This window comes from Cellulomonas fimi ATCC 484 (assembly GCF_000212695.1).
GTDB classification, from domain to species: domain Bacteria; phylum Actinomycetota; class Actinomycetes; order Actinomycetales; family Cellulomonadaceae; genus Cellulomonas; species Cellulomonas fimi.
This window is the reverse complement of record NC_015514.1, coordinates 82,889-96,218: the sequence shown is the minus strand read 5'-3', so window position 1 is coordinate 96,218 and position 13,330 is coordinate 82,889. Positions and strand designations below refer to the sequence as shown.

At 77.3% G+C, this 13,330-nt stretch carries 9 protein-coding genes and 1 pseudogene; 7 read left to right on the top strand and 3 right to left on the bottom strand.

The genetic code is table 11. From position 1 onward, the window contains the following. The first annotated feature begins 6 nt into the window (after positions 1-6). Positions 7-1,725 carry an FAD-dependent oxidoreductase gene (locus CELF_RS00405; protein ID WP_013769259.1) on the top strand — a complete coding sequence of 573 codons (1,719 nt, stop codon included), beginning with the start codon at positions 7-9 and terminating at the stop codon, positions 1,723-1,725. Positions 1,726-1,732: 7 nt separating this feature from the next. Here CELF_RS00405 and CELF_RS00400 read toward each other — a convergent pair whose 3' ends face one another. Continuing rightward, complete coding sequence (locus tag CELF_RS00400; RefSeq protein ID WP_013769258.1) at positions 1,733-2,881, bottom strand: ROK family transcriptional regulator; 1,149 nt, start codon at positions 2,879-2,881, stop codon at positions 1,733-1,735. 38 nt (positions 2,882-2,919) lie between these two features. On the opposite strand from CELF_RS00400, the pseudogene CELF_RS00395 reads away from it, so the two are divergent. Next, a pseudogene (locus CELF_RS00395) lies at positions 2,920-4,065 on the top strand (MFS transporter); the annotation flags it as partial. Positions 4,066-4,106: 41 nt separating this feature from the next. Here CELF_RS00395 and CELF_RS21005 read toward each other — a convergent pair. Together CELF_RS21005 and CELF_RS00385 are read right to left on the bottom strand one after the other, a co-directional pair. Continuing rightward, positions 4,107-5,171 (bottom strand): serine hydrolase domain-containing protein, encoded by a 1,065-nt coding sequence (locus tag CELF_RS21005; RefSeq protein ID WP_041553286.1) that lies wholly within the window; start codon positions 5,169-5,171, stop codon positions 4,107-4,109. A 65-nt stretch (positions 5,172-5,236) separates the two neighbouring features. After that, positions 5,237-6,019, bottom strand: a complete 783-nt coding sequence (locus CELF_RS00385) for an IclR family transcriptional regulator (protein ID WP_013769256.1) — start codon at positions 6,017-6,019, stop codon at positions 5,237-5,239. A 71-nt stretch (positions 6,020-6,090) separates the two neighbouring features. Here CELF_RS00385 and hutH point away from each other — a divergent pair, with 71 nt between their 5' ends. The 5 genes from hutH to hutI are packed head-to-tail and all read left to right on the top strand — an operon-like array spanning position 6,091 to position 13,106. Next, complete coding sequence (hutH, locus tag CELF_RS00380) at positions 6,091-7,722, top strand: histidine ammonia-lyase (RefSeq protein WP_013769255.1); 1,632 nt, start codon at positions 6,091-6,093, stop codon at positions 7,720-7,722. Continuing rightward, positions 7,719-9,383 carry a urocanate hydratase gene (gene hutU, locus CELF_RS00375; protein WP_013769254.1) on the top strand — a complete coding sequence of 555 codons (1,665 nt, stop codon included), beginning with the start codon at positions 7,719-7,721 and terminating at the stop codon, positions 9,381-9,383. The genes hutH and hutU overlap by 4 nt, the downstream gene beginning before the upstream one ends. Further along, positions 9,380-10,609 (top strand): allantoate amidohydrolase, encoded by a 1,230-nt coding sequence (locus CELF_RS00370; protein ID WP_013769253.1) that lies wholly within the window; start codon positions 9,380-9,382, stop codon positions 10,607-10,609. The genes hutU and CELF_RS00370 overlap by 4 nt, the downstream gene beginning before the upstream one ends. Beyond that, positions 10,606-11,943 (top strand): formimidoylglutamate deiminase, encoded by a 1,338-nt coding sequence (locus CELF_RS00365; RefSeq protein ID WP_013769252.1) that lies wholly within the window; start codon positions 10,606-10,608, stop codon positions 11,941-11,943. Before CELF_RS00370 ends, CELF_RS00365 begins: the two co-directional genes overlap by 4 nt. After that, positions 11,940-13,106: an imidazolonepropionase gene (hutI, locus tag CELF_RS00360; protein ID WP_013769251.1), complete on the top strand. Its 1,167-nt coding sequence runs from the start codon at positions 11,940-11,942 to the stop codon at positions 13,104-13,106. The genes CELF_RS00365 and hutI overlap by 4 nt, the downstream gene beginning before the upstream one ends. The last annotated feature ends 224 nt before the right edge of the window (positions 13,107-13,330 follow it).

Here is a 13,330-nt window from a genome sequence, read left to right as displayed (position 1 = left end):
TGCTCGATGACGAGCTCGGCGGACGGCCGCGACGTGCTCGTCGTGGGCTCCGGGTTCGGCGGTGCCGTCGCGGCCCTGCGGCTGTCCGAGAAGGGGTACCGCGTCACGGTCCTGGAGGCCGGGCGCCGGTTCACGCCCGAGACGCTGCCGCGTACCTCGTGGGACGTGCGGCGTTTCCTGTGGGCGCCGCGGCTCGGCTGCCACGGCATCCAGCGGATCCACGTGCTGCGCGACGTCGTCGTGCTCGCCGGGGCGGGCGTCGGCGGCGGCTCGCTCGTCTACGCCAACACGCTCTACGAGCCGCGGTCCGACGCGTTCTTCGAGGATCCGCAGTGGGCGTCGATCACGCGCTGGCGCGAGGAGCTCGCGCCGCACTACGACCAGGCGCGACGCATGCTCGGCGTCGTCGAGAACCCCGTCGACTCCCCCGCGGACGCCGTCGTGCGCGCGGCTGCGCGGGACCTGGGCGTCGCGCACACCTACCGGCGCGCGCCCGTCGGGGTGGTGTTCGGCGCGCCGGGCGCACGCGTGCCGGACCCGTTCTTCGGCGGCGTCGGCCCCGAGCGGCACGCGTGCACCCAGTGCGGCGAGTGCATGACCGGCTGCCGGCACGGCGCCAAGAACACGCTCGAGACCAACTACCTGTGGCTCGCGGAGCGTGCCGGCGCGCGGGTCGTCCCGGACACGACCGTCGACGCGCTGCGGCCGCGCCCCGGCGGCGGGTACGACGTCGACGTGCACCGCACCGGCCGGCCCGGCGGGCACCGCACGCTGCGCGCGGACCAGGTCGTCGTCGCCGCGGGTGCATGGGGCACGCAGGTGCTGCTGCACCGGATGAAGGCCGACGGCGTCCTGCCGCACCTGTCCGACCGGCTCGGGACCCTCACGCGCACCAACTCCGAGGCTCTCGGCGGGGCCGTCCGCCGGCTGCGCGGCGCGCGTCGTCGCACGCCGCTCAACAGCGGCGTCGCCATCACGTCGTCCGTCTGGCTCGACGACCGCACGCACCTGGAGCCCGTGCGGTACGGCCGCGGCTCGAACCTCATGGGGCTGCTCGGCACCGTGCTCACCGACGGCGGCGGGCGCGTGCCGCGGCCGCTGCGGTGGGCCGGGCAGGTGCTGCGGCACCCCGGGCAGGTCGCCTCGGTGCTGCTCGGGATCCGCTCGTGGTCCGAGCGCACCGTCATCGGGCTCGTCATGCAGACGGGCGACTCCTCGATCACCGTCCGGCCGCGGCGCACGTGGCGTGGTCGCTGGCGTCTCACGTCCACGCCGGGGGCGGGCGAGCCGAACCCGACGTGGCTCCCGCAGGCGAACGCGGCCTACCGCGCGATGGCCCGGCACGTCGACGGTGCCGCCATGGGCAGCCTGGGCGAGGTCGTGGACGTCCCGATGACCGCGCACTTCATCGGCGGGTGCACGATCGGGGAGACCGCCGCGACGGGCGTCGTGGACGCGTACCACCGCGCCTTCGGCCACCCCGGGCTGCACGTCATGGACGGCTCGACCATCTCGGCGAACCTCGGCGTCAACCCGTCGCTCACCATCACCGCGCAGGCCGAGCGCGCGTGCGCGCTGTGGCCGAACGCGGGCGACCCCGACCCCCGCCCGCCGCTCGGGTCGCGCTACGTCCGGCTCGACCCGGTCGCCCCGCGGCACCCGGCGGTGCCTCCCGGGGCACGGGCGGCGCTGCACCTGACCGTGGTGCGCCGCTCGCCCGCGTGACGCAGCGCTACCCGGTCTGCCAGAGCCGGTCCCAGACCAGCTCGGCGGCGCCGACGAGCGGGGCGGCGTCTCCCAGGCCGGCGGTACGGAGCGGGGGCGGGTCCGCCCGCCGGTACGACATGAGCCCGCTGCGGTAGGCGGCACGCACGGCGTCGGGCGCCACGGCCAGCAGGCGCGGCGCCAGGCCGCCCAGGGTCACGAGGGTCGGGTCGAGCGCGTTGACGAGCCCGGCGGCGCCCCGCCCCAACGACCGGGCCTGCGCCTGCACGGCCGCAGCAGCCGCCACGTCACCCGCCGCCGCGCGGTCGAGGACCCGTTCGCTGTACGCCAGCGGGTCTGCCGGCGTCGGGTCGCCGAGCGCACGGGCGAGGTCCTCGCCGTCCATCGTCCTGCCCCAGCACCCGTGGGCCCCGCACGGGCACGCGCGCTCGGGATCGCCGAAGGGCATGTGACCGAACTCGCCTGCGGCTCCGTGGTCGCCGTCGAGCGCCTCCCCGCCCGCCGTGACCGCCCCGCCCATGCCGATGCCCAGGTGCAGGTGCAGGTGGGTGTGCGACCCGCGCGCCGCGCCACGGCGGGCCTCGCCGACGGCGGCGAGCGTCGCGTCGTTCCCGACGACGACGAGCGGGACGTCGGTCGGCCGGTCCACCGCGCCCCAGAGCGCCGGGACGTCCTGGTCCGACCAGTCGAGCAGGGTGGCCTTGACCCAGCGGTTGTCCCGCACGGGACCCGGCACGGCGATCCCAGCGGCCCGCACCCGCCCGTCCAGGCGGGCGTCGAGGTCGTCGACGGCCCGGCGCAGGTCGCGGACCACGGCGTCACCGTCCGTCGCGCCGAGGATCCCGCCGGTCGTCTCGGCGACGACGGCCCCGCCGACCTCGACCACCCGGACCACCCAGCTGCGGTGCGTCACGAGTCCCACGCCGACGAGCGGGCCGTCCGGGTGCGGCACGAGGGCCGTCGTCGGGCGACCACGTGAGCCCGTCGGGGCGGCCGCGGCCTGCGCGACCATGCGGGCGTCCTGCAACCGGTTGACCAGGGTCGTCAGGGCTCCGGTGCCGAGGTCGAGCGTCTTGGCGGCCTCGGCGCGCGTGAGTCCCGGACGCTCGTGGACGGCGCGCAGGAGCTCGACGGCGCGGGGCGGCAAGGTGGACACCTGGCTCCTTTTGCTTTTCGAGAGAGTATAAATATCCCGTGACCCCACGACCCGAGCGCGCCGACCGGCTCCCCGTCCCGGCGCTGGTCGTCCTCGGGGCGTCGATCTTCGCAGCCGTCACGACCGAGATGCTCCCCGTCGGCCTCATGCCCCAGCTCGCGACGTCCTTCGGCGTCGACGAGAGCCGCATCGGCTGGTGGATGTCCGCGTACGCAGGCGTCGTCGCCGCCGCTGCGCTGCCGATCGCCGGCGTCCTGCGCCGCGTCGCCCGACGCCGGGCGCTCGTCGCCCTGCTCGCCCTCTACGCGCTCAGCAACGGCGGGATCCTCCTGGCCGGCGCGCTCGGCAGCTTCCCCGTCGCGCTCGTCGCCCGGCTCGTCGGCGGCCTCGCGCACGCCGGGCTGTTCACGGTGGTCATCTCGACCGCCGTCGCCGTGTCCCCCGCGCACCGCCAGGGACGCGCCGTCGCCGCGGTCAACCTCGGCCTCACCGCGGCCCTCACGCTCGGAGTCCCCCTCGGCACCGCCGTCGGCGCCACCCGGACCTGGCAGGTCGCGTTCGTCGCGACCGCGGCCGGCCTCGTCGCGCTCGCGGTCCTCGCACGCGTGATCCTCCCGCCGGGCGCACGCACCGACGCGGCCGCCCCCGCGACGACGCCCCGAGCCGCGGCCGGTGCACGCGGCGCCCTCGTCCGCGCCGCCCTCGTCACCGTCGTCTTCGCCCTCGGCCACTACACCACCTACACGTACGTCGCCCCGCTCCTGCTGCACGCCGGGACGAGCGACGCGGGCGTGGGCGCGGCGCTGCTCGGCCACGGCCTCGCCTGCCTCCCCGGCGTGCTCCTCGCGGGTGCGTTCGCCGACCGGCACCCGCGCGCCACGCTGCGCGTCGCGTTCGCGCTGGCAGCCGCGTGCCTCGTCGTCCTCGCAGCCCTGCCGCACAGCGTCGTCGCCGGGTTCGCCGCGGTCGCGCTCTGGGGAGCCGCGTTCGGCGCCGCTCCTCCGCTCCTGCAGACCGTCGCGGTCCGCACGTCGCACGGCTCCGACCTCGCCCCCGCCACCGTCAACGCGATGTTCAACGTCGGCATCGCCGCGGGCGCCTGGTCCGGCGGCCTCGTGCTCGACCGCAGCATCGACGCGCTCCCCGCCGTCAGCGCGGTGGTCGTCCTCGCCGCCCTCGCGCTCACCGGCGCCCTGGCACCCGGCACCGCACCGACCGCGCCGGGTCAGACGCCCCGCATCCCGAGCACCGTCCGCACGGCCCGCTCCACCGGCCACGCCGCGCCCGCCGTCGTCCCGGCGACCGTCGCCGTCACCTCGGGCGCCCCGCCGGGGACCGCGGCCCGGTGCGCCGACCAGAACGACACACCCGCGTCCTCCCCCTCGAGCTGCACGACGCCCGGCGCCCACGGCGGCAGCCACAGCCCCAGGCCGTACGCGTACGCGCCGTCGGCCGTCGTCGCGTGCGGCGTCGTGGCCTCGGCGACCAGCGCGGGCGGGACGACGCGACCGGCCAGCAGCGCGTCCCAGAACCGCTCCATGTCGGCCGCCGTCGTGTACGCGCCGCCGTCGCCGCCGCCGACGACCGGCAGGTGCAGGACGTGCGAGCGCCACGCGTCACCCACCCGCACGTAGCCGACCGCCGCGTCGGGCGGCAGCTCGTCCGAGCGCAGGAAGTCGGTCCGGGTCATGCCCGCGGGCCGCAGCACGCGCTCGCGCACGAGGTCGTGGAACCGGACGCCCGACGCGCGCTGCGCGAGCAGCGACAGCAGCACGAACGCCGCGTTGCGGTACTCCAGCGGCGGTCCCGGCGGGCGCTGCGGGACGCACGCCTCGAGCACGCCCAGGTAGTCCTCGGGCGAGACGAGCGAGTGGACCGGCACGTCCAGCAGGTAGGCGTCCTCGTCCGCGTCGTCGTCGATCGCGTCCGCGAGGCCCGACGTGTGCGTGAGCAGGTGCTCGACGGTCACGTCCTCGGGGACCGCCGGCAGGTCGTCGCCCAGCAGCGAGCGCGCCGTCGTCGCGAGCGTGAGCGTCCCGTCCGCGACGAGCGACAGCACCGCGAGCGCCGTGAACCCCTTGCTGCCGGACGCCATCGGCAGACGGTCGTCGAGCGTGAGCGGACGCTGCCAGCGCCGGTCGACGACACCCCACGCCCGCTCCAGCAGCACCGCTCCACCGACACGCACGCGCACGACCCCGGCCGCGTCACGCGGCCCCTCCTCGGTCAGCGCCGCGTCGACGGCCTCGCAGAGCTCGCCGGCCGTCGGCTGCGGTGTCGTGACGCCCATGGCCCGAGCCTAGGGAGCCCGCCGCCGCGGAGGAACCGCACCCGCGGGCCGCCTGCTCGGTGGGGTCAGTCCGCACCACCCACGCGCCGGCTGAGGTCGGCCGCGGCCCGGTGGGCGGCCTGCGCGAGCGTCCCGGCCGCCGCGTCGTCCACGTCGGCCCGGGCGAACGTCACGGCGAGTCCCGCGATCGGGTGCCCCGTGTGGTCGCGCACCGCGACGCCGACCGACGCGAAACCGGGCGTCACGTCACCGTCCTCCGCCGCCCACCCCCGCCGCCGGACCTCGACGAGCAGGTCCCGGAGCTCGGCAGGCCGGGTCGGGCCCAGCCCCGTGCGGTCGACGAACGCGGCGCGGTCCGGGAACAGCGCACGGACCTGCGGGCGGGGCAGCGCGGCGAGCATCGCCCGGCCGCTCGCGGTGAGGTGCGCCGGGAGGCGGACGCCGACGTCGGTCACGAGCGGCGGGCGCCGCAGGGCGCGCTCCTCCACGACGTAGAGGACCTCGCGCCCGTGCAGCACCGCGAGGTGCGCGCTCTCCCCCACCTGGTCGACGAGCCGGGCCAGCACCGGCCGGGCCGCGCGCGCCAGCGGCGCCTGGCGGGAGTATGCCGAGCCGAGCTCGAACGCCCCGAGGCCGAGCCCGTACCTGCGCTCCTCGGGCAGGTGCGCGACGAGCCCGTGCTCCCGCAGGACCGCGAGCAGGTGGTACGTCGTCGAGCGTGGCAGGCCGACGGCGCGCGCGAGTGCCGTCGCAGGTGTCGGACCGGTCCGGGACAGGTGCCGCAGGATCCGCAGCGTGGCGTCGGCGGCGGGGACGTCGCTGCTCGGCACCTCGACCACCCCGTTCATCGTCTGGTATCCCAGACGGTAACCCCGTCCGGCCCGGCGACCGAGGGCTGCGCGCGGCGGTGTCATGAGGCATGAGCACCGTCGCCCCGCCGCCCCGGCCCGCGGCACCCGCACCGCCCGGCACCGCCCCCGCGCGCGCGTCCGGACCCGCCGCGACGCGCGTGGTCGTGGGCGTCGGGCCCGTGAGCGCGCGGGACGTCGTCGCCGTCGCACGGCACGGCGCCCGCGTCTCCCTCGCCCCCGAGGCCCTCTGTGCGGTCGCCGCCGGGCGCACGGTGGTCGAGGCGCTCGCCGACGACGCCACACCCCACTACGGCGTCTCGACCGGGTTCGGGGCCCTGGCGACGCGGTGGATCCCCGTCGAGCGACGCGCGGACCTGCAGCGCAGCCTCGTCCGCTCGCACGCCGCCGGGACGGGTGCCGAGGTCGAGCGCGAGGTGGTGCGTGCGCTCATGCTGCTGCGCCTGTCGACGCTCGCGACCGGCCGCACCGGGGTCCGCCCGTCCACCGCGCAGGCCTACGCCGCGCTGCTCGACGCGGGGATCACGCCGGTCGTGCGGGAGTTCGGCTCGCTCGGCTGCTCGGGCGACCTCGCACCCCTCGCCCACTGCGCGCTCGCGCTGATCGGCGAGGGCGACGTGCGGGACGCGGCGGGCGAGCTGCTGCCCGCCGCCGACGCCCTCGCGCGCGCCGGGCTGGCGCCCGTCGTGCTGGCCGAGAAGGAAGGGCTCGCCCTGGTCAACGGCACCGACGGGATGCTCGGCCAGCTCGTCCTCGCGCTGCACGACCTCGACGTCCTGCTCGCGACCGCGGACGTCGCCGCCGCCCTGTCGGTCGAGAGCCTGCTCGGGACCGACGCCGTGTTCGCCGCCGACCTGCAGGCCCTGCGCCCCCACCCCGGTCAGGCCGCCTCGGCCGCCCACCTGCGCGCGCTGCTGCACGGCTCCGGGGTCATGGCCGGCCACCGCGGCCCGGGGTGCACGCGCGTGCAGGACGCGTACTCCCTGCGGTGCGCCCCGCAGGTGCACGGCGCCGCCCGGGACACCGTCGCGCACGCCCGGGCCGTCGCGGAGCGCGAGCTCGCCGCGGCCATCGACAACCCCGTCGTGACCGTCGACGGGCGCGTCGAGTCCAACGGGAGCTTTCACGGCGCGCCGCTCGCGTACGTGCTCGACTTCCTCGCGATCGCCGCCGCCGACGTCGCGTCGATGTCCGAGCGGCGCACGGACCGGTTCCTCGACGTCGCCCGCAACCACGGCCTGCCGGCGTTCCTCGCGCACGAGCCCGGCGTCGACTCCGGCCTGATGATCGCGCAGTACACGGCAGCGGGGCTGGTCAGCGAGCTCAAGCGCCTCGCGGTGCCGGCCAGCGTCGACTCGATCCCGTCGTCGGCGATGCAGGAGGACCACGTGTCGATGGGGTGGCACGCGGCGCGCAAGCTGCGCCGGGCGGTCGACGCGCTCGGGCGCGTGCTCGCGATCGAGGTGCTCACGGCGACACGTGCGCTCGACCTGCGCGGCCCCGCGGTCCCCGCCCCCGCGACGGGTGCCGTCCGCGACCTGCTCCGCGCGCGCGGCGTCGCGGGTCCCGGGCCGGACACGCACCTGTCGCCCGACGTGGAGACGGTCGCCGCGCTCGTGGCCGCGGGCACGGTGCTCGCGGTGGCGGACGCCGCCGCTCCCCCGACCGAGGAGGCACCATGACCGCCGGACCCCGCCCCGTGCGCGCCCCGCGCGGCACGACCCTCACCGCCCGCTCGTGGCAGACCGAGGCGCCGCTGCGGATGCTCATGAACAACCTCGACCCCGAGGTCGCGGAACGGCCCGACGACCTCGTCGTCTATGGCGGGACCGGCCGCGCGGCCCGCTCCTGGGACGCGTACGACGCGATCGTGCGGACGCTCACGACGCTCGGGGACGACGAGACGCTGCTCGTGCAGTCCGGCAAGCCCGTCGGCGTCCTGACGACGCACGAGTGGGCGCCCCGCGTCCTCATCGCGAACGCGAACCTCGTCGGCGACTGGGCCACGTGGCCCGAGTTCCGCCGCCTCGAGCACCTCGGGCTCACGATGTACGGGCAGATGACGGCCGGCTCGTGGATCTACATCGGCACGCAGGGGATCCTCCAGGGCACCTTCGAGACGCTGGCCGCGGTCGCGGCCCGGCGCTTCGGCGGCACGCTCGCCGGGACGCTCACGGTGACCGGCGGGTGCGGCGGCATGGGGGGCGCGCAGCCGCTCGCGGTCACGCTCAACGGGGGCGCGTGCCTCGTCGTCGACGTCGACGCCGCCCGCCTGCACCGCCGCGTGCACGAGCGCTACCTCGACCAGGTCGCGGACTCGCTCGACGAGGCGCTCGCGCTCGTCCTCGACGCGCGGCGCTCCCGCACGGCGTTGTCCGTCGGCGTCGTCGGCAACTGCGCGGCCGTGCTGCCCGAGCTGCTGCGCCGCGGCGTCGACGTCGACGTCGTGACCGACCAGACGTCCGCGCACGACCCGCTGTCGTACCTGCCGCTGGGGGTCGACCTCGCCGACTGGGCCCACTACGCCGCCGCGAAGCCCGACGAGCTCACCGAGCGCGCCCGCGAGTCCATGGCGCGGCACGTGGACGCGATGGTCGGGTTCCTCGACGCGGGCGCCGCCGTGTTCGACTACGGCAACTCGATCCGCGACGAGGCGCGCCGCGGGGGGTGCGAGCGCGCGTTCGACGTGCCCGGCTTCGTCCCCGAGTACATCCGGCCGCTGTTCGCCGAGGGCAAGGGGCCGTTCCGCTGGGCCGCGCTGTCCGGCGACCCGCGCGACATCGCGACCACCGACGAGGCCGTCCTCGACCTCTTCCCGGACGACGACCACCTGCACCGCTGGATCCGGGCCGCGCAGGAACGCGTCGCGTTCCAGGGCCTGCCGGCGCGGATCTGCTGGCTCGGGCACGGCGAGCGGGACCGCGCCGGGCTGCGGTTCAACGAGCTCGTGGCGTCCGGCGACGTCGCCGCGCCCGTCGTCATCGGTCGCGACCACCTCGACGCGGGGTCGGTCGCGTCGCCGTACCGGGAGACCGAGGCGATGGCCGACGGGTCCGACGCGATCGCGGACTGGCCGCTGCTCAACGCGCTCGTCGCCGCGTCGTCGGGCGCGACGTGGGTGTCGGTGCACCACGGCGGCGGCGTCGGCATGGGCCGCTCGATCCACGCGGGCCAGGTGTCCGTCGCCGACGGCACGGAGCTCGCCGCCCGCAAGCTCGCGCGCGTGCTGTCGAACGACCCCGCGACGGGCGTGCTGCGGCACGTCGACGCCGGGTACGCGCGGGCCGAGCAGGTGGCCGACGCGCACGGCGTCCGCGTCCCCATGCGGGAGGGCGACGCGTGAGCACCCCGGCGGGCGTCACGACCTTCCGGCGGGCGTGGGACGACCTCGCACCCGTCGGGCGCGACGGGTGCGGCGCTGGGTACCGGCGGTTCGCGTGGACGCGGACCGACCACACGCTGCGCCAGTGGTTCGCGGGCGAGGCGGCGGCCCGCGGGCTCGACCTCGTCGTCGACCGGGCCGGGAACCAGTGGGCGTGGTGGGGCGACCCCGACGCCCGGCCCGGCGTCGTCACCGGCAGCCACCTCGACTCCGTGCCGGGCGGCGGCGCGTTCGACGGACCGCTCGGCGTCGTGAGCGCCTTCGCGGCGCTCGACGTCCTGCGCGAGCGCGGGGTGCGGCCCGCGCGGCCGCTCGGCCTCGCGTGCTTCGCCGACGAGGAGGGCGCGCGGTTCGGGGTCGCGTGCGCAGGGTCGCGGCTGCTCACGGGCGTCCTCGACGCGGACCGGGCGCGCGCGCTGCGGGACGCCGACGGCACGACGCTCGCCGACGCCCTGCGCACCGCCGGGCGGGACCCGTCGACGCTCGGGCCCGACCGGGAGGCGCTGGCCCGCGTCGGTGCGTTCGTGGAGCTGCACGTCGAGCAAGGTCGCGGGCTCGTGCACGCGGGCGTCCCCGTCGGCGTCGGCCGGATGGTCTGGCCGCACGGCCGCTGGCGCGTGGACCTGCGCGGCGAGGCGAACCACGCGGGCACCACCCCGCTCGCCGACCGGCACGACCCGATGCTCGACCTCGCAGCGTTCGTCCGTCAGGTCCGCGACGTGGCCGTGGCGGCGGGGGCGCTCGCGACCGTCGGGAAGGTGCGGGTCGAGCCGAACGGCGTCAACGCGATCCCGTCGCAGGTCACTGCCTGGCTGGACGTGCGCGCCGAGGACGAGCGGCGCGTGCGCGAGGCGCTCACGGCCCTGGCCGCGTGGGCGCCGGTCGAGGAGTCGTGGACGCCCGTGACGTGGTTCGACGCCGACCTGGCCGACGAGGTCGCGTCGACGCTCGGCGGCCCGGGCCTCCCCGCGCGGGGCACCGGGCGGGTGCCGCTGCTCGGCACGGGTGCGGGCCACGACGCGGGGATCCTGGCCGCGGCAGGAGTGCCGACCGCGATGCTGTTCGTCCGGAACCCGACCGGCGTCTCGCACGCCCCGGCCGAGTCCGCCGACGAGGCCGACTGCCTCGCGGGCGTCGACGCGCTCGCGACGACCCTCGCGCACCTCCTCACGCGGGACGCGACGTGACGGACCCCCGTGCGTTCTGGGCCGCGGCCGCCTGGCTCCCGGACGGCCTCGCGCACGGGGTCCGTCTCACCGTCGCGGACGGTCGTCTCGCGTCGGTCACCACGGGCGTCCCCGCCGAGACCGGTGACCACCACCTGCCGGGCGTCGTCCTGCCCGGGTTCGCGAACGCCCACTCGCACGCGTTCCACCGTGCCCTGCGCGGCCGCACGCACGGCGACGGCGGCACGTTCTGGACGTGGCGCGAGCGCATGTACGCCCTCGCCGCGACGCTCACGCCCGACACGTACCTCGACCTCGCGCGCGCGACGTTCGCCGAGATGGTCCTCGCGGGCGTGACGGCCGTCGGCGAGCTCCACTACCTGCACCACGCGCCGGGCGGCGTGCGCTACGACGACGCGAACGTCATGGCGGAGGCCCTGCGGACGGCCGCCGCGGACGCCGGCCTGCGGCTGACCCTGCTCGACACCGCCTACCTCGCGGGCGGGATCGGGCGACCCGTGACCGGCCCGCAGCAGCGCTTCGCCGACACCGACGCCGAGGCGTGGGCCGCCCGCGTCGACGCGCTGCGCCCGGACGCGACGCTGACCGTGGGCGCGGCGATCCACTCCGTCCGCGCCGTCCCGCGCGACGCCGTCGCCGCGGTCGCCGCGCACGCCCGCCGCCGGGCGCTCCCCCTGCACGTGCACGTGTCGGAGCAGCGTGCGGAGAACGAGGACTGCCTCGCGGCCTACGGGGCGACGCCGACGCGCGTGCTCGCCGACGCCGGGGCCCTCGGCCCGTCGACGACCGCCGTGCACGCCGTCCACGTCACGCCCGCCGACGTGGCGCTGCTCGGGTCCACCGGGACGGGCGTGTGCCTGTGCCCGTCGACCGAGCGGGACCTCGGCGACGGCCTCGCCCCGGGCGCCGGGCTGCGCGCCGCCGGCTGCCGGCTGGCGGTCGGGTCCGACCAGCACGTCCGCACCGACCTGCTCGCGGAGGCGCGGGACGTCGAGATGCACGAGCGCGTCGCACGCGAGGCCCGGGGCGTCCTCGACCCCGCCGGGCTCGTCGACCTGCTGACCACGGGCGGGCACACGGCGCTCGGCGACCCGACGGGTGGGCGCCTGGCCGTCGGCGCCCCCGCGGACCTCGTGGCCGTCCGGACCGACACCCCGCGCACGGCCGGGGCCGACCCCGCGCAGCTCGTCCTCGTCGCGGGCAGCACCGACGTGGACACGGTCGTCGTCGGCGGCCGGGTCCGCGTCTCCGGCGGCCGGCACGCGCTCGGCGACGTCGGCGTGCTGCTGGCCCGGGCGGTCGACGCCGCGTGGCGTGAGGCGGACCTCCGATGACGTCGCACCTGGTCACGGGGATCGCGGAGCTCGTCACGCACGACGAGCGGTTCGCCGGCCCGCTCGGCACCGTCCGCGGCGCCGCGCTCGTGGTCGAGGACGGCCGCGTCGCGTGGGTCGGACCGGCCGGGTCCGCCCCGGCCGCGGACCGCCGCACGGACGTCGACGGCCGCGCCGTGCTGCCGGGCTTCGTCGACTCCCACACCCACCTCGTCTTCGCGGGCGACCGCGCGGACGAGTTCGCGCAGCGCATGGCCGGCGCCCCGTACACCGGGGGCGGCATCACGCGCACCGTCACCGCCACGCGCGCCGCGACCGACGACGACCTGCGCGGCCGGCTCGGGGCGCTCGTCGCCGAGGCCCGCGCGCAGGGCACCACGACGCTCGAGGTCAAGAGCGGGTACGGCCTCGACGTGCCGCACGAGGAGCGACTCCTGCGGCTCGCGCGCGAGGTCACGCCCGAGACGACCTTCCTCGGCGCGCACGTCGTGCCGCCCGGCACCGACCGGTCCGCCTACGTCGACCTCGTCACCGGTCCCATGCTCGCCGCGTGCGCTCCGCACGCCCGCTGGGCCGACGTGTTCTGCGAGCCCGGCTCACCCCACGCCTTCGACGGTGACGAGTCCCGCGCCGTCCTCACCGCCGCCGCGTCCGCGGGACTCGGCCTGCGCGTGCACGGGAACCAGCTCGGCCCCGGTCCGGGCGCGCGGCTGGCCGTCGAGCTCGGCGCCGCGAGCCTCGACCACGCCACGCACCTCGACGACACCGACGTCGCCGCGCTCGCCGACGCCGCCCGCCACGGCGGCCCGGTCGTCACGCTCCTGCCCGGCGTCGAGCTGTCCACCCGCTCCCCGTTCCCCGACGCCCGGCGGCTCGTCGACGCGGGCGTCGAGGTCGCCCTCGCGACCGACTGCAACCCCGGCACCTGCTTCACCACGTCGATGCCGCTCATGGTCGCGCTCGGCGTCGCGCACCTGCGGATGACCGTCGAGCAGGCGGTGCGCGCCGCCACCCTCGGCGGTGCACGTGCCCTGCGTCGGGACGACGTCGGCCACCTGCGCGTCGGCGCTCGGGCCGACCTGTGCGTCGTCGACGCCCCGACCGTCACGCACCTCGCCTACCGCCCCGGCGTCCCGCTCGCCCGGACCCTCGAGCTCCGCTGAGCGCACCGCCGCGGGGACCTGTGACGCCGCGCGCCGCACCGCGTCAAGCCGGCCGGGCGCGCTCTCACTCCCTGGACAGCCCGAGCGGCCGCTTCGTGACTGCTGGCAGCATCCCTCGCCCAGGGGGCTCGGTCACGACCAGGGACGCGGCGCAGCGCGTCGCACAGCGCAGGGACGCGCTGGTGCACGGTCGTGCCGTGGGTAGTCCTCCCCCTCGCCGAGAG

Bases quoted from the DNA above. Each gene is read 5' to 3' on its own strand.
- CELF_RS00405 (WP_013769259.1), top strand. From the start codon at position 7: ATGACGAGCTCGGCGGACGGCCGCGACGTGCTCGTCGTGGGCTCCGGG.
- CELF_RS21005 (WP_041553286.1), bottom strand. From the start codon at position 5,171: ATGGGCGTCACGACACCGCAGCCGACGGCCGGCGAGCTCTGCGAGGCC.
- CELF_RS00385 (WP_013769256.1), bottom strand. From the start codon at position 6,019: ATGAACGGGGTGGTCGAGGTGCCGAGCAGCGACGTCCCCGCCGCCGAC.
- hutH (WP_013769255.1), top strand. From the start codon at position 6,091: ATGAGCACCGTCGCCCCGCCGCCCCGGCCCGCGGCACCCGCACCGCCC.
- hutU (WP_013769254.1), top strand. From the start codon at position 7,719: ATGACCGCCGGACCCCGCCCCGTGCGCGCCCCGCGCGGCACGACCCTC.
- hutI (WP_013769251.1), top strand. From the start codon at position 11,940: ATGACGTCGCACCTGGTCACGGGGATCGCGGAGCTCGTCACGCACGAC.